At 64.5% G+C, this 24,137-nt stretch carries 22 protein-coding genes; 17 read left to right on the forward strand and 5 right to left on the reverse strand.

Features of this window, described 5'->3' with window-relative positions:
- Positions 1 to 55 precede the first annotated feature (55 nt).
- Genes NKH99_RS04685 through NKH99_RS04695 form a run of 3 tightly spaced genes read left to right on the forward strand, consistent with a single transcriptional unit; the run spans position 56 to position 4,240 of the window.
- Entirely contained in the window at positions 56 to 1,501 is a 1,446-nt protein-coding gene (locus tag NKH99_RS04685; protein WP_352685377.1) for an APC family permease, read from the forward strand.
- 58 nt (positions 1,502 to 1,559) lie between these two features.
- Positions 1,560 to 2,753, forward strand: a complete 1,194-nt coding sequence (locus tag NKH99_RS04690) for a cytochrome P450 (RefSeq protein WP_352685378.1) — start codon at positions 1,560 to 1,562, stop codon at positions 2,751 to 2,753.
- A complete protein-coding gene (locus tag NKH99_RS04695) occupies positions 2,750 to 4,240 on the forward strand; it encodes an aldehyde dehydrogenase (protein WP_353012883.1) in 1,491 nt (496 codons plus the stop codon). The genes NKH99_RS04690 and NKH99_RS04695 overlap by 4 nt, the downstream gene beginning before the upstream one ends.
- A 10-nt stretch (positions 4,241 to 4,250) precedes the next feature.
- On the opposite strand, the gene NKH99_RS04700 is transcribed toward NKH99_RS04695, so the two are convergent.
- On the reverse strand, positions 4,251 to 5,840 hold the full coding sequence (locus NKH99_RS04700) for a GMC family oxidoreductase (RefSeq protein WP_353012886.1): 1,590 nt from the start codon (positions 5,838 to 5,840) through the stop codon (positions 4,251 to 4,253).
- 4 nt (positions 5,841 to 5,844) lie between these two features.
- Positions 5,845 to 7,347, reverse strand: coding sequence for an aldehyde dehydrogenase family protein (locus tag NKH99_RS04705; RefSeq protein WP_353012889.1), 1,503 nt, complete (start codon positions 7,345 to 7,347; stop codon positions 5,845 to 5,847).
- Between the two features lie 210 nt (positions 7,348 to 7,557).
- Between NKH99_RS04705 and NKH99_RS04710 the strand changes: the two genes are divergently transcribed.
- The 10 genes from NKH99_RS04710 to NKH99_RS04755 all read left to right on the forward strand — a co-directional run bounded on the left by NKH99_RS04710 (position 7,558) and on the right by NKH99_RS04755 (position 15,986).
- A complete protein-coding gene (locus tag NKH99_RS04710; protein WP_352469651.1) occupies positions 7,558 to 8,451 on the forward strand; it encodes a hypothetical protein in 894 nt (297 codons plus the stop codon).
- A 41-nt stretch (positions 8,452 to 8,492) separates the two neighbouring features.
- Positions 8,493 to 9,074 carry a YceI family protein gene (locus tag NKH99_RS04715; RefSeq protein ID WP_352539477.1) on the forward strand — a complete coding sequence of 194 codons (582 nt, stop codon included), beginning with the start codon at positions 8,493 to 8,495 and terminating at the stop codon, positions 9,072 to 9,074.
- A 175-nt stretch (positions 9,075 to 9,249) separates the two neighbouring features.
- Complete coding sequence (locus NKH99_RS04720; RefSeq protein ID WP_352469653.1) at positions 9,250 to 10,038, forward strand: SDR family NAD(P)-dependent oxidoreductase; 789 nt, start codon at positions 9,250 to 9,252, stop codon at positions 10,036 to 10,038.
- Between the two features lie 13 nt (positions 10,039 to 10,051).
- On the forward strand, positions 10,052 to 10,846 hold the full coding sequence (locus tag NKH99_RS04725) for a MoaF C-terminal domain-containing protein (RefSeq protein ID WP_353012894.1): 795 nt from the start codon (positions 10,052 to 10,054) through the stop codon (positions 10,844 to 10,846).
- Between the two features lie 17 nt (positions 10,847 to 10,863).
- The gene (locus NKH99_RS04730) at positions 10,864 to 11,253 is read left to right on the forward strand and encodes a nuclear transport factor 2 family protein (RefSeq protein ID WP_353012897.1); all 390 of its coding nucleotides are present in this window, start codon (positions 10,864 to 10,866) and stop codon (positions 11,251 to 11,253) included.
- Between the two features lie 55 nt (positions 11,254 to 11,308).
- Positions 11,309 to 12,517, forward strand: a complete 1,209-nt coding sequence (locus tag NKH99_RS04735) for an amino acid ABC transporter substrate-binding protein (protein ID WP_352539272.1) — start codon at positions 11,309 to 11,311, stop codon at positions 12,515 to 12,517.
- Positions 12,518 to 12,657: 140 nt separating this feature from the next.
- Positions 12,658 to 13,395 (forward strand): ABC transporter ATP-binding protein, encoded by a 738-nt coding sequence (locus NKH99_RS04740; protein WP_027027454.1) that lies wholly within the window; start codon positions 12,658 to 12,660, stop codon positions 13,393 to 13,395.
- Entirely contained in the window at positions 13,376 to 14,104 is a 729-nt protein-coding gene (locus tag NKH99_RS04745) for an ABC transporter ATP-binding protein (RefSeq protein WP_502893727.1), read from the forward strand. Before NKH99_RS04740 ends, NKH99_RS04745 begins: the two co-directional genes overlap by 20 nt.
- Positions 14,101 to 14,997 (forward strand): branched-chain amino acid ABC transporter permease, encoded by an 897-nt coding sequence (locus NKH99_RS04750; protein ID WP_353012900.1) that lies wholly within the window; start codon positions 14,101 to 14,103, stop codon positions 14,995 to 14,997. The genes NKH99_RS04745 and NKH99_RS04750 overlap by 4 nt, the downstream gene beginning before the upstream one ends.
- A 5-nt stretch (positions 14,998 to 15,002) precedes the next feature.
- Entirely contained in the window at positions 15,003 to 15,986 is a 984-nt protein-coding gene (locus tag NKH99_RS04755) for a branched-chain amino acid ABC transporter permease (protein ID WP_352767259.1), read from the forward strand.
- Between the two features lie 148 nt (positions 15,987 to 16,134).
- Here NKH99_RS04755 and NKH99_RS04760 read toward each other — a convergent pair whose 3' ends face one another.
- Positions 16,135 to 17,082 carry a helix-turn-helix domain-containing protein gene (locus NKH99_RS04760; protein WP_352767497.1) on the reverse strand — a complete coding sequence of 316 codons (948 nt, stop codon included), beginning with the start codon at positions 17,080 to 17,082 and terminating at the stop codon, positions 16,135 to 16,137.
- Positions 17,083 to 17,512: 430 nt separating this feature from the next.
- On the reverse strand, positions 17,513 to 18,412 hold the full coding sequence (locus NKH99_RS04765) for an MBL fold metallo-hydrolase (RefSeq protein WP_352539269.1): 900 nt from the start codon (positions 18,410 to 18,412) through the stop codon (positions 17,513 to 17,515).
- Between the two features lie 501 nt (positions 18,413 to 18,913).
- On the opposite strand from NKH99_RS04765, the gene NKH99_RS04770 reads away from it, so the two are divergent.
- Positions 18,914 to 19,831 (forward strand): LysR family transcriptional regulator, encoded by a 918-nt coding sequence (locus NKH99_RS04770; RefSeq protein ID WP_352469662.1) that lies wholly within the window; start codon positions 18,914 to 18,916, stop codon positions 19,829 to 19,831.
- Between the two features lie 293 nt (positions 19,832 to 20,124).
- Here NKH99_RS04770 and NKH99_RS04775 read toward each other — a convergent pair whose 3' ends face one another.
- The gene (locus tag NKH99_RS04775; RefSeq protein ID WP_353012904.1) at positions 20,125 to 20,871 is read right to left on the reverse strand and encodes an IclR family transcriptional regulator; all 747 of its coding nucleotides are present in this window, start codon (positions 20,869 to 20,871) and stop codon (positions 20,125 to 20,127) included.
- A gap of 156 nt (positions 20,872 to 21,027) precedes the next feature.
- Here NKH99_RS04775 and NKH99_RS04780 point away from each other — a divergent pair, with 156 nt between their 5' ends.
- Genes NKH99_RS04780 through NKH99_RS04790 form a run of 3 tightly spaced genes read left to right on the forward strand, consistent with a single transcriptional unit; the run spans position 21,028 to position 23,990 of the window.
- Entirely contained in the window at positions 21,028 to 22,419 is a 1,392-nt protein-coding gene (locus tag NKH99_RS04780; RefSeq protein ID WP_352539266.1) for a transaminase, read from the forward strand.
- Between the two features lie 3 nt (positions 22,420 to 22,422).
- Complete coding sequence (locus NKH99_RS04785; protein ID WP_353012907.1) at positions 22,423 to 23,220, forward strand: SDR family oxidoreductase; 798 nt, start codon at positions 22,423 to 22,425, stop codon at positions 23,218 to 23,220.
- Entirely contained in the window at positions 23,217 to 23,990 is a 774-nt protein-coding gene (locus tag NKH99_RS04790) for an SDR family NAD(P)-dependent oxidoreductase (RefSeq protein WP_353012910.1), read from the forward strand. Before NKH99_RS04785 ends, NKH99_RS04790 begins: the two co-directional genes overlap by 4 nt.
- The last annotated feature ends 147 nt before the right edge of the window (positions 23,991 to 24,137 follow it).

Below are 24,137 nucleotides of genomic sequence, written 5' to 3' on the forward strand. Positions count from 1 at the left end.
GGGCCTCGACATTTCAGGGACACTTGGCTTCCGCAGCGCGGAATTGGAGGGAAAGATGACGACAATTGAAGCCGGCGAAGCGAACCGGCTGAGGAAGAACAGCCTTGGCGTTGGCGCCATCACCTTCATGGTGATCTCGGCAGCGGCGCCTCTGACGGCTGTGGCTGGCGGCACGCCGCTCGGCATGCTGATGGGCAATGGCGCGGGCTTTGCCGGCACCTATCTGATCGTGACGCTGCTGCTGCTGTTGTTCGCGGTCGGCTATGTCGCCATGTCGCGCCATGTCGGCAATGCAGGCGCCTTCTATGCGTATGCGGCGCGCGGGCTCGGCGGTCTCGCCGGCGGCGCCACGGCGCTGATCGCAATCCTGTCCTACAATGCCATGCAGATCGGCGTCATGGGCCTTCTCGGTGCCGCGACCGCCGGGCTGTTCGCCGGCTGGGGCATCAACTTGCCCTGGTGGGCGTGGAGTTTCATCGCCATCGCCATCGTCGCCGTGCTCGGCTACAGGCAGGTCGACCTGTCGGCCAAGATCCTGACCGTTCTGGTGCTTGCCGAATACGTCGTGGTGCTGATCCTCGACATGGCGATCGTCAAGACCGGAGGCGATAGTGGACTGTCAGCGGCGCCGTTCAGTTGGAGCCAGATCACCAGCGGCGCGCCGGCGATCGCCATCCTGTTCTGCTTTGCCGCGTTCATCGGCTTCGAGGCAACGACGATCTATGCCGAGGAGGCGCGCGACCCCAAGGTCACCATTCCGCGGGCGACATATTTCTCCGTCATCCTGATCGGCGTCTTCTACATGGTCACCGCATGGCTGATGGCGGTCGGTGCCGGCGTTGATAAGCTGCTGCCGGCGCTGCAGGGGCTTCAGGATCCGACCACGTTCCTGTTCGGCCTGTCCGACCGCTACGCCGGAACGATGCTCTCGCACGCCATGAGCATCCTGTTCGTGTCGAGCCTGTTTGCCGGCGTACTGGCGTTCCACAATGCGGTCGCCCGCTACATCTATGTTTCCGGCCGCGAGAAGCTCCTGCCGCGGACCATCGGCGTGACCCATTCGACGCACCAGAGCCCGCATGTCGCCTCGGTCATCCAGAGCGTGCTTGCCGCTGTCGTCGTCGGGCTCTTCGCCGTGCTTGGCCTTGACCCGGTGCTGGCGCTGTTTTCGTGGCTGACCAACGTTGCCACTCTCGGCGTCATCGTGATGATGGCGGTGGCCTCGCTCGCCGTCGTGATGTTCTTCCGTGCCAACCCGTCCAGTCAGGAGAACGCGGTGAAGACCACAATCCTGCCGGGGCTGACCTTCATCGCCTTCGTCATCATCATCTATCTGATCGTCATCAATTTCGGCGGCCTGTCCGGTGCTGGCGGGTTCCTCGGCGTGTTCCTGCCGGCGCTGGTGCTGATCGCGGCCGTGGTTGGCCTTGTGCTGGCGAGCGCGTTGAAGAGCCGGGATCCGGTGGCCTTCGCCGAGCTTGGACAGCCTTTGAAGGACTGAGATCAAGAGGGGCGGCGCATGACGCCGCCCCCTTCTTCACCCTAGGGGAGTAGCGGCGTTGAGCTTTGCCGAGAGCATCACCGTTGAGGCGCTGGAAGCCGATCCGTATCCGATCTATGCTGAACTGAGGCGCAACGCGCCGGTCGCTTTCGTGCCGGCGGTCAACCTCTGGTTCGTCACCCGCTGGAAGGATGTCGAAACGGTCGCGAAGTCGCCCGACATCTTCTCCGCGGTTGTCGGGACATCCCCGGTCGAACGCTCCTTCGGCAAGCCGACCATCCTGACCACCGACGGAGACGTCCACAAGGATCTGCGCCAGGGCGTCGACCCGAAATACCGGCCGCGCACCGTCGCTTCCTATGCCGGGGATCTCGTGCGCTCGATCGCCGGAGCCTATCTCGACCGGATCGCCGAGCAGGGTGCGGCGGAACTGATGGCCGAGTATTTCGAGCCGGTGTCGACGCTCAGCCTGGCGCGCTCGCTCGGGCTGGCCGACATCGACATGCCGACCTTGCGGCGCTGGTTCTATGGCCTTGCCCAGGGCGCCATCAATTTCGAGAACGATCCGAAGCGCCAGGAAATCGCCGATGCGATCAGCGCCGAGGTTGGCGCCGCCATCCTGCCGACGCTGGAGAGGCTTGTCCACGCGCCTGACGACTCCGCCCTGTCGCACATACTGCATGACGGCATGCCGCAGGGTGCGACCCGCGCCATCGACTTCGTGATGCCGAGCATCAAGGTCATCCTGCTCGGCGGCATGCAGGAGCCCGGCCATGGCGCCGGCTCCATACTTGCCGGCCTGCTTTCGCATCCCGAGCAGATGCGGCAGGTGCTGGACGATCTGGAAACCTTGGTGCCGAAGGCGGTCGACGAGGGTCTGCGATGGGTCGCGCCGATCGGCACGCAGACGCGCCAGACGACGCGCGCGGTCGAGCTCGGCGGCGTGACCATCCCGGCGGGCGCGCCAGTCGCCGCGCTCGTCTCCTCGGCCAGCCGCGACGAAATCCGGTTCTCCGATCCCGACCGTTTCGACATCCTTCGTGATGAAGGCAACCACGCTGCCTTCGGCTTTGGCCATCACTTCTGTTCGGGTCGGTTTTTTGCGCGCGAGCAGATGTGCCTCGCGGTAAGGCTTCTGCTGGAACGGTTTCCGGATCTGCGGCTGGTGCCAGGCAAGGAACCGGTGTTCCGGGGCTGGGAATTTCGCGCGCCAACCACCCTGCATGTCGCCTTCGGAGCCGGTACCCAATGATCAACCAGAACACCATCGATATGCTGCGCAAGGCCGAGGTCGGCGTGCGAAACCTCTTCATCGATGGTGCGCAGACCGCAGGTGCAAGTGGCGCCACGCTGCCCGTGATCTCGCCGATCGATGGCCGCCCGTTCGCCAGCATCGCCGACGGCAACGCCGTCGATGTCGATCGCGCCGTGGCGTCGGCGCGCAAGGCGTTTGAGAAGGGCTCGTGGTCGCGCGCCGCCCCCGCCTTCCGCAAGAAGATTCTGACGAAGTTAGCCGAGCTGGTCGAAAAGCATGTCGATGAACTGGCGGTGCTTGGCGTCCGCGACAACGGCACCGAGATCGGCATGGCCTACAAGGCCGAGCCGTTATCGGCCGCGGGCACCATCCGCTACTACGCGGAGGCTATCGACAAGGTCTATGGCGAGATCGCGCCGACGGCCGAGAATGTGCTCGGGCTGATCCACAAGGAGCCGCTCGGCGTTGTCAGCGTCATCGTACCCTGGAATTTCCCATTGATGATCGGCGCCTGGAAGATCGCGCCGGCGCTGGCTGCCGGCAATTCCATCGTCGTCAAGCCGCCCGAGGTCGCTTCGCTGACGCTTCTGCGGCTGGCTGAGCTCGCTGCCGAAGCCGGGCTTCCCGCCGGTGTGTTTAACGTCGTTACCGGCCGTGGCGCGGTTGCCGGCGAGGCGCTCGGCCTGCACATGGATGTCGACGCCATAGCCTTCACCGGCTCGGGGCCGGTCGGCCGGCATCTGCTTGAGTATGCGGCGCGTTCCAATCTGAAGCGCGTCTTCCTCGAACTCGGCGGCAAGTCGCCCAACATCGTCTTTGCCGACGCCCCGGACCTGAAACAGGCCGCAATCGTCTCGGCCAACGGCATTTTTCGCAATTCCGGCCAGGTCTGCGTTGCCGGCTCGCGCCTGCTCGTCCAGGCGTCGGTCTACGACCGCTTCATGGACGAGCTCCTCGCAGCGACCACGCGGCTGAAGGTCGGCGATCCGCTCAATCTGACGAGCGACGTCGGTGCGGTATCAAGCGCCGAGCAGCTGGACAAGAATCTCGGCTTCGTCGAACGGGCGACAGTTGAAGGCGCCCGTCTGGTCACCGGCGGCGGACGGATCCTGGCCGAAACCGGCGGCAGCTACATGGCGCCGACGATCTTCGAGAACGTGACGCAAGAGATGCAACTCGCCCGCGAGGAGGTGTTTGGGCCGGTGCTCGGCGTGATGCGCTTCGAGACCGAGGAAGAGGCGGTGCGGCTTGCCAATTCGACGGTCTATGGCCTTGCCTCGGCGGTGTGGACCGCCAACCTCTCCACGGCGCATCGTATGGTGCGCAACATCAATGCCGGCGTCGTCCACGTCAACACCTATGGCGGCGCCGACATCACCGTGCCGCTCGGCGGCGTCAAGCAGTCCGGCTTCGGTCGCGACAAGTCGATGCATGCGCTGGACAAATACACCGATCTCAAAACGGCCTGGATTTCTCTCGGCTGACCGTTTCTCGCTAAGCGCTGCCGAGGATGAAATCGGCACAGCGGTCGGCGATCATGATCACCGGCGCGTTGGTGTTGCCACTGATGAGCCTGGGCATGACCGAGGCATCGCAGATCCGCAGGCGCGGCACGCCGCGGACGCGCAACCGCGGATCGACCACGGCACTGTTGTCATTGCCCATCCGGCAGGTTCCCGATGGGTGGTAGACCGTCTTGGCGTGTTCGAGGATGTGGCCGACGATCGCCTGGTCAGGAAGATCCGCGGCCGCGCCCGGCGAAAGCTCCTCCGCCACCATGGCCTGCAGCGCCGGCTGGCGCAGGATGGTGCGGGCGATCTTCATGCCGGCCAGCAGCAAGGCGAGATCGTCCGGATCGGACAGGAAGCCGGTGGTGAAGCGGATCGGATCGGCCGCATCGCGCGAGCGCAGCCTGACCGTGCCGCGCGACTTCGGCCTGAGCACACAAGGATTGATCTCCATGCCGTGCCGCTCGATCGAGCCGTGTTCGGCGCTCTCGATCATCACCGGCAGGACGTGGAACTGGATATCGGGACGGCCATCGCCATCGGCGTCGAAGAAGCCGCCGCTCTCGACCACATTCGAGGTGAGCAGGCCGGTGCGGAACATGAGGTACTGCAGGCCGTGGCGCAGCGCCCGCAGGCCACGGTCCTCACCAAGCAGCGAGATCGGCTGGCGCGTCAGCGCATAGACGGGAGCCGCGACGTGATCCTGCAGGTCGCGGCCGACCGCGGGCATGTCGCGGATGACGGGAATGCCCAGTGCGGTCAGATGTTCGGCTGGCCCCAGTCCCGACAGCATCATCAGCTTCGGCGTCGCCAGCGCGCCTGATGTGAGGATCACTTCGGCTTCCGCCGTCGCTGTATGGGTCTGTCCGTCCGATGTGGTGTAGGCGAGGCCGCTTGCCGCACCGTTTTCCAATGTCACGCCGGTGACAAGCGCATCGGTGACGACGGTGAGATTGGCATTGCCTGCCAAGGGCTTCAGGAACACCTTTGCCGCCGATTGTCTTTCGCCATTCGCGGTCGTCGTCTGGTAAAAGCCGACGCCTTCCTGCCTGTCCCCGTTGAAGTCGTCATTGAAGGGATAGCCGGCCTGTTGCGCGGCCCTGACATAGGCCAGAGACAGCGGATGGCGATGGCGGGGATCGGAGACGGGCAGCGGTCCGGTGGTGCCGTGGCGATCGCCGGCCAGCCGCTCGTTGCGCTCCAGCCGCCTGAACACCGGCAGCACCTCGTCCCAGCCCCAGCCGGGACAGCCAAGGTCGCGCCAGTCATCATAGTCCTGCGGCTGGCCCCTGACATAGAGCATGGCATTGATCGACGACCCGCCGCCCAGCGTGCGGCCCTGCGGCACCGGTAGCCAGCGGCCGCCGACGCTGGGTTCGGGATCGGATTCGTAGATCCAGCTGCGCGCCGTGCCGATCACCTTGGCGAAGGTGGCGGGCATGTCGATGAAGCGCGAATTGTCGGCCGGCCCGGCTTCGACGATCAACACGCGCTGGCCGGTATTGACCAAGCGGTTGGCCAGCGTGCAGCCGGCCGAGCCGGCGCCGGCGATGATGTAGTCGTACGCAGCGTTCATGGCGTCAGGCGTAGCGCATGATGACGGTCTTGGTCTCGAGATAGCCGTCGATCGCCGCGCGGCCGTGTTCGCGGCCGATGCCGGACTGCTTGAAGCCGCCGAAGGGTGCCGCAGGGTCCAGCGTGTTATGCGAATTGACCCACACCGTGCCGGCCTTGAGGCCGTGGACGGCGGTCATCGCCTTGCCCATGTCGCGGGTCCAGATCGAGGCCGACAGGCCATAGCGCGTGTCGTTGGCGATATGGATCGCCTCGTCGAGATCGGCGACCGGCATCGCCGCCACCACCGGACCGAACACCTCCTCACGCGCGATCTCCATGTCGGGCCTGATATTGTGCAGGATGGTCGGCGCGACATAATGGCCCCTGGCCGGTACCGACCGCGCGCCGCTGACGCGTTCGCCGCCGGCCGCCAGGCTGCGCTCGACAAAGCCCTCGACGCTCCTTCGATGCTTGGCCGAGACCAGTGGGTTGATCTGGGCTTCGGCATCGCGGCCGGCGCCCAGTGTCATGCCATCGGCGATCTCGGCCAGCCGCGCCAGCGTGCGGTCATAGATAGACTTTTCGATCAGCAGCCGCGAGGCCGAGGTGCAGACCTGGCCCTGGTTGAAAAACATGCCGAGCCCGGCGACCAGGGGCTCAATGCCCTCTTCCATGTCGGCAAGCAGGATCATCGGCGATTTCGACCCGAGCTCCAGCGTGAAGCGGGCGACATGGTCGACGGCCGCGTGGCCGACGCGTTTTCCCACTTCCGTCGAACCGGTGAAGGTCAATTTGTCGATGCCGGGATGACGGATCAGCGCCTCGCCGGTGACGCTGCCGCTGCCGGTCACGATGTTGATGACGCCGGGCGGGAAGCCTGACGCCTTGATCAGTTCTGCGAGCCTGAGCAGGCCGAGCGGCGTCTCCTGCGGCGGCTTCAACACCACGGTGCAGCCGCAGGCGAGCGCCGGCGCGATCTTCCACATGCCGATCAGCAACGGGAAATTCCACGGCACGATGGCGCCGACGACGCCGACCGGTTCCATTATGGTCATCGCTTGATGCCTGGCGCCAGGCGGCACCGGAATGGACACCTGGAAGGTCGAGCCCTCGATCTTGGTCGCCCACCCGGCATAATAGCGCAGCCAGTCGACGCTGCCGCCGGCGCTAAGCATGCGGGCGACACCTAGCGACTTGCCGTTCTCGATGCTTTCGATCTCGGCCAAGAGATCGGCATCGGCCTCGATGGCGTCGGCGAGCTTCAGCATCAGGTTCTGGCGGTCGACCGGCCGCATTGAGGCCCACGGGCCTTCAAGGGCTGCACGCGCAGCACGCACCGCCTGGTCGACCAGTTCGGGACCGCTCTCGGGCACATGCGCGACGATCTCGCCGGAGGCGGAATCATCGACAGCGAGGCCATTTCCCGCCAAGCCGTCAACAAAGCGTCCATTGATGAAGGGCCGGTGCGGACGCGCCAGGAAAGCGGCGGCAGCAGTGCTGATCGGCGGCACGGTTCTCTCGTTCACGCCATCCTCCTCGATTGCTGGTGAACACGTTGCATCAGGGTTATGGAGCGTGTCGGCTGGCTTCAAGCGGCTGATGGTGCCAGTGCACGCTCAGTCAAAACAAAGTTCCCGCTTGGACAAGACGCCCCCGCAGTCGACTGGCCTAGACCAAAGTCGCATCGAGCAGCGTGTTTTGCGCAGGCTTCCCGGTTGTCAAAGAGGTGTCGACGATTGAGTGCGTTGCTGGGCAATCCGATGGTCACCACTGCTGCGCTGCCACTCGCGCTCGGCACGGTGATGGCGCTGTTGGCAAGGGTCGCACTGCCGGGATCAGTGCTTTCTCTGCTGTGGGCCGCTTTGATTTTGTTCTTCTATTGGGACACGCTCGGGCCGCCTGTGGTGCCGCCGGTCGCCGCCAGCCAGAAGCTGATCTATCTCGCCTCTGGCGGCATCGTCGTGGGCCTGTTGCCCGAACGCCTGTTGAGCGCTGCCGTTGCGGGCAAGCTTGTCGCCGCCGCGCTTGCGGTAGCCTTGCTGTGGCTTGGCTGGCGCCGCCTGGCCGGCGGTTCACTCGACCTGCAGATGGTCGCCGCCCTCATCGCCGGCCTGTTGGCGATCGTCGGCGCCGCGATGCTGCTGTCGGCGCGGTCCTCGCCATCGTCGTCCGCCGAAGCGCCGTTCCTGGTGCCGGCGGCGATGCTCGCTTTTTGCCTGGCCGGCGCCATCATCTCGGTGCTTGGCGCCTCGATCGTCACCGGGCAATTGCTGGGATCGCTTGCCGCGCTCGCCGGCGGCTGGTGTCTTGTCCAGTACATCACAGTGCTGCGCGGAGGCTCCGCCGTTGCCTGGAGCAAGGGCACTGAACTGCTGCTTATCTACGCCGCAGCCACCGTGCAGATCCAGGTCGCGCTGCTGGCGCCGAAGGCTAATCCGGTCGCGCTGGTGCTTTCATCCTTGCCGCTGATCGTGGCCATGCTGATGCCCGGTCCGCTGCGGGGCCTTGTTCCCGGCGTCCGGCCGTTGCGGCCGCCGATTGCCGGTCTGCTGATCGCCACACCGGCGATATTGGCCATCCTGACGGCGATCCTATGGGCGCCGCATGGAGCCGCCCTCGGCTTTTCCTGAGCCAAAGAACGACAACCAACAATGGGGAGAGTTACGTGACGATGAGAAAACTGACGGCCGCGTTGGCCTTTGCCTCGGTGTGCGCATTCGCATCGGCAGCACATGCCGACACCTACGAGATCGACGGCCAGCACGCCTGGATCACCTTCACCATAAAGCACGGCATCTACGGCATCGCGCATGGCCAGTTCGATGCGGTGAAGGGCGCCATCGTGATGGACAAGGCCGATCCATCGAAAAGCAGCGTCAAGGCCGAGATCGATGTCGGCTCGGTGCACACCGCCTATGACCAGCGCGACAGCGATTTGAAAGGCCCCGACTTCTTCAACGCCGCCGAATTCCCGGCGATCTCCTTCGAAAGCACCAAGGTAGAGAAGGTCAGCGACAAGACCGGCAAGGTCACCGGCAATCTCACCATCAGCGGTGTGTCCAAAGAGATCACCCTCGACGTGACGCTGATCAACGAGGCGCCGGCGCCGTGGGATGCGACGCTGACCAAGGCGGCGTTCAGCGCCACAGGCAAGGTCAGTACGGCCGACTTCCCGATGGCCAAGGCCGCGGCCGGCTTCGGCCTTGGACCGGATGTCGACATCGTCATGGATTTGGAAGCGGTGAAAAAGTAATCCGGCGAGAGAGTGCCGCGCGCAAGGTCGCGCGGCACTTCATCGGACAGGGCGCAAAGTGCGCACTCAGTCAAAACAAAGTTCTCGCTCGGACAAGACGCAGATTGGCCGGTGCCGCATTATTCCCAGCGAAGATCGGCACATAGCCGGCGCGCTTACCAATCGGGATGGAACAATGCGATTTTCGGGAAAGACGGCTTTCATTACCGGCGGCGGCACCGGGATCGGCGCGGCGGTGGCCAGGCGCATGGCGGCCGACGGCGCCAAGGTGGTCCTGATGGGCCGGCGGCGCGAGCCGCTGGAAGCTGTGACCAAGGATATTGGCGGTCTGGTGGTGCAGGGCGATGCCGCCGATCCGAAGGCGGTGCGTGCGGCGCTTGCCGAAGTGCATGAAAAAATCGGACCGGTCGACATCCTCGTCGCCAATGCCGGCGGCCATGGTGTCGGCCCGACGATTTCGATGAGCGACGAAACCTGGAGCCTGGCGACGCGCACCAATCTCGACACCGCTTTCGTCTGCGCCCGCGAATGCCTGCCGGACCTGATCGCGCGGAAGGGCAACATCGTCGTCGTTGCCTCGATCGCCGGCCTGTTTGCCGGCCCGGACGCCGCCGGCTACGTCACCATGAAGCATGCCTGCATCGGCTTCGGCAAATCGCTGGCGCGCGACTATGGCCGCAAGGGCGTGCGCACCAACATCATCTGCCCGGGTTGGGTCTCGACCGACATGGCCGACGAACAGATGGCGGTGATCGTCGAGAAGCACGGACTTGGCTCGATCGACGATGCCTACCGGCTGGTGACCAGGGACGTCCCGCTCGGCCGACCGGCGACACCGGAAGAGGTTTCCAACGTCGTCTGCTTCGTCGCTTCGAGCGAGGCGGCCATGATGAACGGTTCGATCCTGACCGTCGATGGCGGCGCCACCGTCGTCGACCTGCCGACATTAGCTTTTGTCGATTGATTGGGAGAGTGCGATGAACGACCAGAACAGGCCGGCGGACTGGAAGCATTTCGACGATTTCGCCGCCGGCATCGCCACCAACCGGCTGGCGACGACATCAGCGTTGCGCGGCCAGACCTTCAAGATCACGCTCGACACGGGGCGCACAATCGACCTTGCCTTCACGTCGCCCGACACGGTGGCGTGGAGCGAGGGCAGCGAGGCCGGCGCGGACTGGTACGAGGCGCTCGAAGTCGCCGCCAACGTGTTCTTCATCAACATGACTTTCGCCGCCCGGCCGACCGAGGATGAGGCCTACATCGTCAACACCAGCACGCGCCGCGTGCTGTCGGTGCGCGAACGGGTGCGTGAAGCAGGCGAAGCGCCCGGCGAGCCGCGCGTCGCGCAGACCTGGTCGGCCGGCGTGCTCGGGGATCCCAACAACGCGCCGACCGGTATCAAGCCGGCGCCGACCCGGGACCTGATCGGGCTCACCGCGCACTACACATACAGCCCCAACCACGTCTACGAGCACATCTATCTGAGCTCCGAGCGCTATGCCTGGCAGAACCTCGTCGGCATCCAGCGTGGCCATGGCGACGTCGACCTGGCGACCACCTGGAAGTTTGCCGACAACCAATATGTGTTCGGCTTCCGCGAGTTCATCATCCCGGTCGCCTCGCTGTTCTTCTACAATTGGGACGTCATGCGCTCGACCGGGAAATTCCTCGGCGTGACCATTCTGGGCAAGGTCGAGAACAAGCCGGCCGGCGCTCACATCGAGAAGAAATCCAGAACCGTCTACGACGAAGGCAAGGCGCCGGTCTGACCGCGCGGGAGAACGCGATGAACAAGAACTACGAAGCGATCAAGGCCCATTACGCCGGTTCCGATGCCAAGGACCTATCTGCGATGATGGCGCCAATCACCAGCCGCACCGCCTGGACCGAAATGGCGGGCTTCCCCTATGCCGGCACCTATGTCGGCCCCGACGCCATCATAGCGGGGGTCTTCAAGCGCATCGGCGAGGAGTGGGACGGCTACACGCTGACGCTCGAAAGACTGGTCGACGGCGGCGCCACCATCGTTGGCATCGGCACCTATTCGGGCACCTACAGGAAGACCGGCAAGCAAATGTCGGCGCGCGTCGTCCATGTCTGGGAGATGGACGACGGTAAAGCCGTGAGTTTCGAGCAGTTCACCGATACCAGGCTGGTCGCGGCAGCGACGGTCTGAGGCATGCGGGCGGGCGCCGATGCGTCCGGCCGATGAAACAACCTGGGAGGATGCAATGGGAAACAATCTGAAGGCAATGCTGGCGGGCCTGGTGCTGTCGACCGCACTTGCGGCCGGCGGCACAGGAGTCGCGAATGCCGCCGGCGACGAGATCGTCATCGGCGCTCCGATCTCCTTGACCGGGCCGCTGGCCGGCGACGGCAAGGAGCAGAAATGGGCCTATGAGCAAGCGGTGGCCGACATCAACAAGGCCGGCGGCATCATGCTCAAGTCGGCCGGCAAGAAGCTGCCGGTGCGCCTCGTCGTCGCCGACGACGAAAGCTCGGAAGGCAAGGTCGCCTCGGCGCTGGAAAACCTCATCAAGGTGCAGAAGGTCGACGCGCTGCTATCGACCCATTCCGGGCCGATGAACATCGCCGGTGCCATCGTCGCCGAGAAATACAAGAAGTTCTACATGATCACGACGGCGTTCCCGTTCGAGTGGCAGCCGTTGAAGCTCAAATACTCGGCCCTCTTCTTCTTCCACCCGGGGCCGGGCGCCGAGGTGCCATTCGAGATCTGGAACAAGCTGCCGGCCAATGAGAAGCCGAAGAACCCGGCACTTGTCACCGAGGATTCGCCCGACGGCAAGGGCTTTGGCGGCGCCTTCGAGGCGGCGGCCAAGAAATATGGCTACACTTTCGCGGTCGACGATCCCTGGGCGATCGGGGCCACCGACTATTCGGCGCTGATCACCAAGCTCAAGGCCGCCAATGTCGACGCCATGCTGGTGTTCGGCTCGCCGGCCGACACGGTGACGCTGCTGCGCCAGATGAAGGAGCTCGGCTTCTCCGTGCCTTATCTGCATGGCTGGAAGGGCACCTGGACGGGCGAGTTCCACGAAGCGCTCGGAGCGGATTCGGACTACATCATGACCGACGGTTTCTGGTCGTCGAGCTATCCCTATCGCGGCGCCAAGGAACTCGGCGATCGCTACGAGGCCGAATTCAAGAAGGACTCCGTCACAGTCGGCGCCTTCTACGCTAATGCGCAGGTGCTGGCGCAGGCGATCGAAAAGGCGGGAACCACCGATGCCGCCGCGCTGCATGACGCGGTCTTCAACCAGGAATTCAAGGACACCGTCGTCGGCGATCTCAAATTCGACCAGACCGGCTTTGCGCTGATCCCCAGCGTTGCCACGCAATGGTGGCAAGGCAAGCACCAGCTGATCTTCCCGAATGGCAACTGGACCTATAAGCCGGCGCCGGCCTGGGACAAGCGCTGAGCGGCGAGGGCACGGGCTCCGACGTTGCCGCCTGCCCTTCTCCCCGTCCTACTCGGGGAGAAGGCCGGCAGGGCGATGAGGGCGGCGCTGACCTCGATAGATTGCGCGGATAGCTTCCCCTCGAGAAACGGAAACACACGATGCAGCCTGACGAAACCTTGCTTCGCCTCGAGGCGATCCAGAAGCGGTTCGGCGGGCTTGTCGTGCTCAACAACATCGACATCGCCGTCGGAGCCAATGAGCTGATCGGGCTGATCGGTCCCAACGGCGCCGGCAAGTCGACACTGTTCAACGTAATTACCGCGCTCTACACCCCAACCCAGGGCCGTATCCGCTTCCGTGGCGAGGACATCACCGGCACGGCCCCGCATCGCATCTGCCGGCTCGGCATTGCCCGCACCTTCCAGCTGGTGCGCACGTTCCTGACCATGACGGCCTTCGAGAACATCATGGTAGGTGCCGTCTATGGCTCGGGCGGCCGCGTCAAGCATGCGACGGCAGCCGCCGAGGAGGCACTTGAACTGGTCGGGTTGACCGCCAAGCGCGATGTCCGCACCGCGCATATGACGTTGTCCGACCGGCGGCTGCTGGAGATCGCGCGAGCCGTTGCCTCCAGCCCGGGGCTGCTGTTGCTGGACGAACCGATGGCGGGGCTGAACCCGACCGAGATCCAGCGCACGGTCGATGTCATCCGCCGCGTGCGCACAGACAAGGGGGTCTCGATCCTGTGGGTAGAGCACAAGGTCGATGCCATCATGAAGGTATGCAGCCGGGTGATCGTGCTGGACCATGGCGAGAAGATCGCCGACGGCACGCCGCGCGAGATCGTCGCCAACCGCAAAGTGATAGAGGCCTATCTTGGCGAACCGGCTGCTTGACGTCACCAATCTGGAAGTCGCCTATGGCGACGTCGGAGCGCTGTGGGGCGTGTCGATCCACGTCGACGCCGGCAGCATCGTCGCCATTGTCGGCGCCAACGGCGCGGGCAAGACGACGCTGCTGAAGACCATCTCCGGTCTGCTGAAGCCGAAGCGCGGCGAGATCTTCCTCTCCGGCGCGCCGCTGGCCGGCAAGGCGCCGGAGGAGATCGCGGCGATGGGCATCGCGCATGTACCGGAAGGGCGCGGCCTGTTCCGGCAGATGACCGTGCTGGAAAACCTCGAGCTCGGCGCCTTCCAACCCAAGGTGCGGAAGCGCTTCAAGCAGTCGCTGGAGAAAGCCTACACGCTGTTTCCGCGGCTAAAGGAGCGGGCAGGGCAGAAGGCCGGTTCGCTCTCCGGCGGCGAGCAGCAGATGCTGGCGATCGCGCGCGCCACCATGTCGGACCCGTCGCTGCTCATCCTCGATGAGCCGTCGCTGGGGCTCAGCCCGATCGTGGTGCAGCAGATGTTCGCGCTGATCGAGACCTTGCACAAGCAGGGCGTCACCATCCTCCTGGTCGAGCAGAACATCCATCAGGCACTGAAGGTCGCCGACTACGCCTTCGTGCTGAAAACCGGCGAGCTTGCCATGCAAGGCACCGGTGCCGAGCTCATCGCCGATCCCGAAATCCAGAAGGCCTATATGGGCGTGTTGGAGGTGCAATGATGCAGAACATTCCGCCTCCCGAAATCCTGCTGCAGCTGTCGCTCAACGGCGCGCTGGGCGGCGCCATGTACGGCGTTGCGGCGGTGGGCCTCAGCCTCATCTTCGGCACCATGCGGCTGATCTTTCTGGCGCAGGGCGCGATGATCATCCTGTCCGCCTATTTCGTACGGGCGCTGTTCTACGGCGTCGGCATCGACCCTTTCGCGTCGCTTCTGATCGTCGTGCCCGTCGGGCTCGTCGTCGGCTGGCTGGTCTACCAAGGCCTGTTTCGCCGCGCGGCGGCAGCGGAGGACCGCAACATCTCACTCTTGATCGCGGTCGGTCTGATGTTCCTGATCCAGAACCTGATGACGGTTATCTGGGGCGGCAACACCGCGGCCATCGTCACCTCCTACACGGCGAGCGGCATCGAGATTTTGGGCGTGCGCACCTCCTTCACCCGCTCGATGGGCTTCGTGATTGCGCTCGCCGGTACCGGCCTGGTGGTGCTATTCCTGCGCAAGACATTGGTCGGTAAGGCGGTGCGCGCGGCCTCCGAGGACATGAAGGCGGCGATGCTGATGGGCATCAGACCGCACCGCGTCAACGCCATCGCCTTCGCGATCGGCATCGCACTCGCCGGAGCGGCCGGCGTCGCGGTGGCGACGACTTTCCCGTTCAACCCGTTCGCCGGCTTCATCTTCAGCCTCAAGGCGCTGGTGGCGCTGGCGCTGGGCGGGATCGGCAATGTCGCGGGCGCACTTGCCGGCGGCATCATCCTCGGCCTGATCGAAGCCTATGTGCAGTATTTCATCTCGGGCGGCTGGACCAACGCCATCGCCTACGGCGTGTTCCTGGCGGTGCTGATGTTCAAGCCGGAAGGCCTGTTCAGCCGGCCCTACAAGAAGGCTTGAGCGTCATGATGAAGAAAGCCTTGCCGGAACAATTCTGGATTGGGATCGCAATTGCCCTGGTCGCTGCCCTCGCGCTGGCGCCGCTCCTGCCCGGCGCGATCGATTCTTATGCCTTCTCGTTCCTGTTCTTCGTTTTCATCTACGCCACTATGGCGCAAGGCTGGAACCTCGTTGCCGGCTTCGGCGGCCAGATCAGCCTCGGCAACCATGCCTTCTTCGGGCTCGGCGCCTACACCACCGCCATTCTGTGGAGCGGCAATTATCTCTGGGGCACGTTCTATGACGCCTATCCGCGGATCTACTATTTCGACCCGGTGACGATGATGCTGGGTGGGCTGGTCGCGGCCGTCGCCGCCATCATCATCGGCCTGCCGCTGCTGTCAAAGCTGCGCGGCGACTATTTCGCGCTCGGCACGCTCGGCTTCGGCGAGATCATCAAGGTGATGTTCATCAATGGCGGTGATTTCACCGGCGGCGCCTTCGGCGTCGTGGCGCCCGCCGGCACCTTCGATACGCTCTTGCCGCACTATCTGGTCGGGCTCGGCCTGATGGTGGGCACGGCGCTTGCCATCCGCTTGCTGATGCGCTCGCGCTACGGCCTGGCGCTGATCGCCGTGCGCGACGACGAGATGGCGGCTTCGGCCAACGGCATCGACACGCTGAGGGTCAAGGTCGCCGCCTTTGCTGGCAGCGCCTTCATCGCCGGCGTCGCCGGCAGCCTCTACACCTACTACATCTTCCATGTCGGCCCTGACTCCGTCTTCGACCTCGACTGGATGCTTTTGCCGCTGATGATGACGGTGGTCGGCGGCACCGGCACCCTGCTCGGCCCGATCCTCGGCGCCTTCGTCATGTACGCGGTGTTCGACCTGGCGCGCATCGTGGTGCCGGATTACCACCCGGTGATTTCGGGGCTGACCATCATCTTGGCGATGCTGTTCTTGCCGAAGGGGCTGATGCGGAGTTTGCGGGCAGGGCGGACGGCTTGAGGTCTGGGTACAGCCCTGTTGAAGCGTCAGCGCTGCAAGTCGGGAGTGAGAGCCCTCGAAAAATTATGGAAGGTGAGGATACAATGTGCCTCATATGGGCGCAAAACAATTTGCTGTATCTGATAAAGGTACGGCTAACAGCACCTTCCTAATGCACCACCATACGCACTCGCTCCCGCAAATCTCTCGGCGCCACGTCATACTTGCTTCTGAACGCCCGCGAAAAATGTGCGCTCGAATTGAACCCGCAGGCAAACGCGATTTCCGAGATGGAGGCTGAGGCGCGGGCGGGCGACAGCAGCTCCTCCTTGCTGCGCTCCAGCCGCCTATCCCACACGAACCGCTCCAGTGTGGTGCCTTCGCCTTCGAAGGCGCGGTGCAGATAGCGGCGGGAGCAGCCCATGTGGCGGGCTATGTCCTCGGCCGACAGGTTTGAGCGCGCCAGGTTGGCGTCGATATAGGCGACGATGCGTTCGCGCAGCGCTTCCAGCGGCGAGCGGCGGAAGTCCGGCGCCGTCGGCTTTGCCTGGATCAGTCCGTTGACGAGTTGTATCAAGCTTTCTCCGACACGGCGGCAGCCGGCCTCGTCGAGCTTGTGAGCGGTGCCGATCGCCATCTGCATCAGACCGGAAACGATATGGGTGAGGCTGTCGTCGTTGCCGGGCAACGGCACCGGCGCCGAGAGCCGCGCCAGCGTCCCGTCGCCGAAGGTCGAGCGCGGCACCTGCAGGATGAGCTGGTCAACATCCGACAGGTTTTGCAGCGAATAGCTGCGCATTGGATCATAGATGATCGCAGCGCGTGGGCCGAGATCGACCGCGACCTCCTGCTGCTCGAAGCGGCTGTGACCGCTGAGCTGCATCAGGATCTTGATCGCGTCGGGATCGAAGCTGCGCCAGAAGGTACGGTCGCTGACGACCAGATGCGACTTGGCCTTGATCTCGGAAAGCCGGCAGGAGCCGAGATGCACGGAAACGAGCTTCGGCAGCGACGGCGCCTCGCCGCGTGAGAAACGCTGGGTGATCGGGCCGAACAGCATCCGCGACGCAGATAGGAAAGCCTCGCCGTCGGCGACGCTCACGTGGTGGGCGATCATAGTCTCCTCCACATTCTCGTTGTTCCCGTCTTGTCGCGGGATTGTGACGCAGCGGCAGCGCCACGCCATCCTTAACATGATAAGCATCTTTGCCGCAACGGCGGAGGTGCTTCACGCCGCGCCGGACGAAGTCGGCCGGCATCCTGGTGTCCGCGTTACTGAAGGGCCCCATGCCGCTGCCGTGCGGAAAGGCCCGATCTTGCGGTCGAGCCGTTTCAAAGGCCGGTACCCGGTCGCCGTCGGCGTGATAGCCGTGCACGCCAGCGCGGTAGCCGGTCCATTCGGCGGCCAAGCGCTGGAAGACGTCTTTCATAGGCGTTCCGCCTCGGTCTATTCGACTTCGGACGCGCGAGCACGGCGAGCAGATCGCCGCCGTTCTCCTCGGAGGACCTTCATAGGTCCTCCGGATCAGATCGAATTGGCGCTCATCTCAGCCCCACTTCATCTCGCCCTTCGCGACCTTCGAGCCGATGTCGAGGGCGACGCCCATGCCGAGGCCTGGGAAGCGGGCCTCCATCGCGCTCTTCAGCGCCGCGGCGTCCGCGGCCTTGGCGAGTTCCTGCTCGAAGGCCAGAAGATAGGTCTTGGTGTATTCGACAGCGGAGATGTCGACCGGCGACTCAGGCGTCATGTGCCCCGGCACGACGACGGTCGGTTTGCGCGCTGCGATCTTGTCGAGATTGGCAATCCAGACCGCGCGTGATTCCCTGGTCGGGGTGTCGGCGGTCCAAACATGAACGCCGGCGAAGACCAGGACGCCGCCAAACACCGCGTTCAGCGAGGGCGCCCAGAGATAGCGGCGATTAGCGAGGCCCTCGGCGGCGACGAACTCCACCGTCTCACCATCCACAGTCAGTGACGGACCGTCAAACGCATCGGGCAGGACGATGTCGGCCAGCGTCTGCGGACCGTTCTCCTTCAGTTGGGGTCCCCATACATCGAGCTTCTTCTTGACCGACGCCTTGATCGCGGCAACCGTGTCCGAGGCGGCGACGACCTTGGCCTCGGGGAATGCCTCACGCACCGGCTTCAGGCCGAAATAGTAGTCCGGGTCCGACTGGCTGACATAGATCGTGGTCAGTTTCTTGCCGCTGGCCTTGATCTCTTCGGCCAGCGCGCGGCCGTCCGGATAGGTGAAGCCGCCGTCGATCAGCAGCGCCTCGGTGGCGCCGGAAAGCAGGACGGGGGCGCGGAAAAAACCGTTTGGGCCGGCCGGGAAATGCTTCCAGGCAAGTCCGGTTCCAGCCGCACGGCCGATATCGGCAGGGGCGAAGACGGCAGCGGCGCTGATGGCAAATGTGGTTTTCATGACTTGTCTCCTCGTAAGCATGTGGGTGTCCTCTCGGATTGGATGGCGCTGAAGAAATCGGGGTGCGCGCGATATTGAGATCGAGTCGGCCGGGTCCAGCCGCCGGATAAATTCAGGAAGCTCAGATAGGGCCGAGTGATCGTGGTGTGGACGATACCGTTCTCGCAGTCCCCGACATGGACCCACGGTCGTCCCGGCAACCTCGGTCCAGACCATGAACACCCCTGGCCGAACTTCCAGCGCCCGGTCGCGGACGGCCTCCGCCTTGGCGAACTTGGCCGCCTCCGGAGGCAAGCGCATGAAGGTGCCTCGGCATCGAACTGCAGATGGAAGGCGAGGTCGCCGAAGCGAGCCTCGTAGACGTGGCCCATTGCGGGAAAAGCCTCGATCGTCACTCTGCTTTTCCTCCTGCGCGGACCCGGTTGCCCGACGCACAGAAGGATGGACCGTTTCGATTGGACGATAAATATCGATGAATTGGATTCAATGTGAGGTATAAGCGCACAATCGGAGCAGGCGAGCATGGAAGCGATCAACCTCAACAGACTGGCGTACTTCGCGGCCGTGGTGGACATGGGCTCGTTCACTCGCGCGGCCGATCGGCTAGGCGTCAACAAGACAGTCGTCAGCCAACAGGTTGCGCGGCTTGAAGCGGAATTGAAGACAAGCCTGCTGCTGCGCACGACGCGCAGGGTCGAGCCGACCGAGGCAGGCCGGCAGCTTCACGCGCGATGCGTGATGATCCTGAGCGAGGCAGAAGAGGCCTTCGCCGAACTTGCCCAGACCAATGCTCAGCCGTTGGGCGTACTGCGGATCACCGCGTCCAACGATTACGGCGCGATCACCGTCGCGCCACTGGCAGCCGAGTTCTGTCGAATCTATCCGGCATGCCGGGTCGATCTCATCCTCTCGGACGCCAGGATGGATCTGGTCGCCAACCAGATCGACCTCTCGATTCGCGTAGGTTGGCTTACCGACTCCAGCCTGCAGGCGCGCCGGATCAGCTCATTCCGGCAATTTCTGGTCGCCGCGCCCGACATAGCCGGAGACTTGTCCCCGAGCGAGCCCGAGGAACTGTCCGGCCTCCCCTTTGTCGCGAATGTCGCGCTGAAGGAGCCGCTGGTGTGGCGGTTTACCCGGGGGGATCATGAACTGCGGACAGTCCGCATGAAGCCCGGCATGACGATCAACAGCACCCCGGCCGTGCTGGAGGCAACCCTAGCGGGCGCCGGTATGTCGATCCTTCCCGATTTTCTTGTCGGCGATCATATGGCGGCTGGCCGGCTGGTGCCGATTCTGCCTGCCTGGACGCTGCCTACCGGCGGCATCCACGCCGTGTATCCGGCCGGCCGGTTCCGCCCGCCCAAGGTTGCACGGTTCGTCGAGATGCTTTCTCAGAACGGCAGGCAGCGGCCTCGAAACCTCTTCCGCAACGGCTGATGTCTGCTCGCGGGCGTCGTCTCGCCACCGTGTACAGCGAAGTCGCCCCGAGTTCCTCTTTCGAGAAAGTCCGTCCAACGCCCTGAGCGTGTTCCGACCAGCCGGTCGAACCGATCGGAAACTGATCTTTGGGCAGCAGAAATCTGACCGCCGGCTATATGAGCCGCTCGCGGCATTGCGCGAGCGTCTTCGCTCTGCGGATATCCGGGCGGAGGGCAGCCGCTCGTTCCGCCCGATTTTGCGAGATTATGGCGCAAGGGCATGCCCGATGCATCCGTCGCGGAGATGCAAGGCTAAGGTTCGCCGGTGAGACGCGCCGTGATCAACCGTGCTGCCTTGATTGCTGCCCTGCCCTGTGTGGCTGCGGTCGCGTCGTCGACGCGTGAGACGGGCGAAGCCACCGCCAAGGTGCCGATCGGCTGGCCGTCAGCGCCGAGGATCGCCGCGGCGATGCTGTGCACGCCTTCCTCATAGCCCTGTGCGCTGCGAGAGTAACCGCGCCTGGCGGCAAGCCGTATCGCCTCCACAACCTTGTCCGGCCGCGTCACCGTATGCCGGGTGAACACCTGCAGCGGCTTTTTGAAATAGGCGCCGACCACATCCGGGCTTGAAGCGGCCAGGAAGGCGACGCCGGACGCTGTGCCGTGCAGCGGCAGCACCTGGCCAACATCGACATTGACGCGGTTGGCCTTGGTGGAAAGCTCAACATGGACGGTCAGCAGCGCCCCGGCGCTGAATTCCGACAGATGCACGGTCTCGCCGGTTTCGAGCGAAAGCTCTCGCGCCACAGGCGCCGCGACGCGGACGAAAGGGAAATGTGCGTCGCGAATGCGGGCCAGCCGCGACAGGCCGGCGCCCAGCCGGTAGCGGCGACTCTTCGGCTCCTGCTCGATCAGCCGGTGGTTGGAAAGCGCTACCAGCAGGCGCCTTGCGGTGGCTTTGTCGAGACCGGCCTTGCGGGCGAGGTCGGAGAGGCCGATCTCCGGTTCACCCACCGTGAACAGCTCCAGCAGCGAAACCGCCTTGCCGACTGTGCTCATTATCGATTCTCCGAGATACTTCGCGTGTGAATTAACTTGACAGCAGCCAACCCGCCTTGCAGTCTATAACATACAAAATGCTGGTTCAAATAGTGAACCAGATTGGAACGCGCGCGCCCCAAAATAATCGCGCGGCAGGGAGAGTTAAGCGCTGTGATGGCTGCCAGCAGAAGCGATTCGCATTCAACGACCATTGGTGAGCTGCTCGACCGCGAGCAGGCGCGCTTCAGTGACACGCATCCGCGCTCAGCGGCGGCCTGGGAAGAGGGCAAGCAGCGTTTCCTCTATGGCGGACCCTCGCACTGGATGCGGCGCTGGGCCGGCGGCTTCCCGGTTTATGCCGCGTCGGCCAGCGGCGCCCATATAAGAGACATCGACGGTCACGACTATGTCGACTTCGCCCTTGGCGACACTGGCGGCATGTGCGGCCACGCGCCGGAGGCGGTGACTTGCGCCGCACTGCGCCAGTTGCAGAACGGCACAACGATGATGCTGCCCACGGAGGACAGCCTGTGGGTTGGCACTGAGCTGCATCGTCGCTTCGGACTGCCCTACTGGACGCTGACCACCTCGGCCACCGACGCCAATCGCGGCGCCATCCGCATCGCCCGCATGATCACCGGCCGCGACAAGGTGCTGGTTTTTTCCGGCTGCTATCACGGCAGCGTCGAGGAAGCGCATGTCGAGATCCGCGACGGCCGTGTCGGCCTGCGCAACATGATCCATCCCAACGGTGTCGACCATTCGGCCGTATCGAGGGTGGTCGAGTTCAACGATGTCGCTGCGCTCGGAACGGCACTCTCGGCTGGCGACGTCGCCTGCGTGCTGACCGAGCCGCTGATGACCAATTTCGGCATGATCCCGGTCGCCGACGGCTTTCATGACGCCCTGCGCGAGATCACCCGCCGCACCGGCACGGTCTTGATCATTGACGAGACGCATACGATCTCCAGCGGACCCGGCGGTTATTCGTCCGAGCATGGGCTGGAGCCGGACATTCTGGTCGCCGGGAAGGCCATCGCCGGCGGCATTCCGGCCGGCATCTTCGGCGTCTCGCAGGCGATCGCCGAGCGGTTGTGGGCCATCGTGCCGATGGTCAATCCGCGCGTGCGCCAGTCGGCGCATCTCGGCATCGGCGGCACGCTGGCCGGCAACGCACTCACCGTAGCCACGATGCGCGCTGTGCTGGAAGAGGTGCTCACGCCCGCCAACTTCGAAATCATGATCGGCAGAGCCTCGCGGCTGGCGGAGATGGCACGTGGCATCATAAACGCCAATAAGTTGCCGTGGCATGTGACGCAGATCGGCGCCCGCGCCGAGATCATGTTCATGCCCGATCCGCCGCGGAACGGCGCCGACGTCATCGCCGGCCGGCGCGGAGATCTCGAGACGCTGCTGCACGCCTTCTACATGAACGAGGGCATATTGGTGACGCCCTTCCACACCATGTTCCTGATGTGTCCGGCGACGACCGAGGCCGATGTCGACCGCCACGCCGAGGTCTTCACCCGTTTCATAGATCTTGTGCGTGGCGCCGGAGTCGTCTGAGCGATGGCGAAACCATTCGATCTCAGCGGCAAGGTGGCGCTGGTGACCGGCGGCGGACGCGGCATCGGTGCTGCGATCGTCACCCGCTTCGCCGAGGCCGGTGCTAGTGTCGTCATCGCCAATCGAACGTTCGATATGGCAAAAGCGCTGGCCGCCGAATTGTCCGCCCGCAAGCTTGATGTGCGTGCGGTTCCGCTTGCTGGGCTCGACCGCGCCAGGCTGCACGCACTGGTCGGCGACATCGTACGTCAGGCGAGCCGGCTCGACATCGTCGTCCACAATGCCGGCGGCTGTCCGTGGGCCTCGATTGAGGATCTTGACGAGGACAAGCTCGATGAAGCGCTGGCGCTTAACCTCAAGCCTTGCTTCTGGCTGGCGCAGGCAGCAATTCCGGTGATGCGCAAGAACGGCTTCGGCCGCATCCTTGTCACCTCTTCAGTGTCGGCGCGCTTGGCGATGGCCGGCGGCGCGCATTACTCGGCCGCCAAGGCCGGCGTCAACGCCTTCATTCGGGGTGCCGCCTTCGAATTCGCGCGCGACGGCATTACCGTCAACGGTGTCGAGCCGGGCTTCATAGCCAAGCCGGGCAGGGGCACGATGAGCGCGCCGGAAGTCGCCGGGCGCCTCGGCCAACACATACCCGTTGGCCATCTCGGCGAGGCGGACGACATTGCCTATGCCATGCTCTACCTCGCCTCGGAGCAGGCCAAATACACCACCGGCCAGACGATCGTCGTCGACGGCGGCTCAACGTTGCCGGAAACCGGCTTCGCCGTCGAGCGCCATTGGGGGCTGACATGAGCCGATGCCTCGAAGGCCGCAAGGCGCTGATCACCGGTGCTGCCACCGGAATGGGCCGCGCCACTGCCGAATTGTTCGGCCGGCACGGCGCCGAAATCATCGCCTTCGGCCTCGGCGGTGAGGGACTGGACGGCGCCGTCAAGGCGAGCGGCGGTGCCGCCGTGCTCGGCGACATCACCAGCGCAGGCGATGTCGCACGTGCTATCGACGCCTGCGGCGGGTGTCTTGATATCGTCGTTAACGCCGCCGGAGTGATCATCCTCGACGAGCCGGAGAGCCTGAGCGATGAGACCTGGGCGCGCAGCTTTGCGGTCAATGTGACGGGCGCCATGATGGTCTGCCGCGCCGCACTGCCGCTCATGAAAAAGCGCGGCGGCGCGATCGTCAACATCGCCTCCGTCGGCGCCTTCAACGCCAGCGGCCAAAATGCCGCCTATTCGGCCAGCAAGGCAGCACTCGTCTCCTACACCCGCTCGCTCGCCTTTGCACATGGCCCCGACGGCATCCGCGCCAACGCGTTGGCGCCTGGCTGGGTGCGCACGCCGATGAGCGTCTACGAAATGGAAGTGGCGGCAGCGGCCAACGGCTCGACGCCCGACGAGGAGTTCACCGCGCTCACCGGCCGTATTGCGCTCAGGCGTGTCGCCGAACCGTCTGAGATCGCCAACTGCTGTCTGTTCCTGGCTTCCGATGCCGCCTCCTTCGTCACCGGTGCTGTGCTCGTCGCCGACGGCGGCGGCCGTGCACCAACGCAAAACAGGGCAGTGTGATGCGACCTGACCAGTGAGGCTTGTCACAGGCGAATGGCCAGGATACCGGCGCTCTGATAAGCGGCGCCACTTGTCTCACGCTGCTGCCTCTACCGACATTCAGATAGGGAAGACCGCGTTGATTTGCCCCGCCGCGCTTTTGGCTGC

Origin of the sequence: Mesorhizobium sp. M0854 (assembly GCF_040319815.1) — a bacterium.
In the GTDB taxonomy this organism is placed as follows: domain Bacteria; phylum Pseudomonadota; class Alphaproteobacteria; order Rhizobiales; family Rhizobiaceae; genus Mesorhizobium.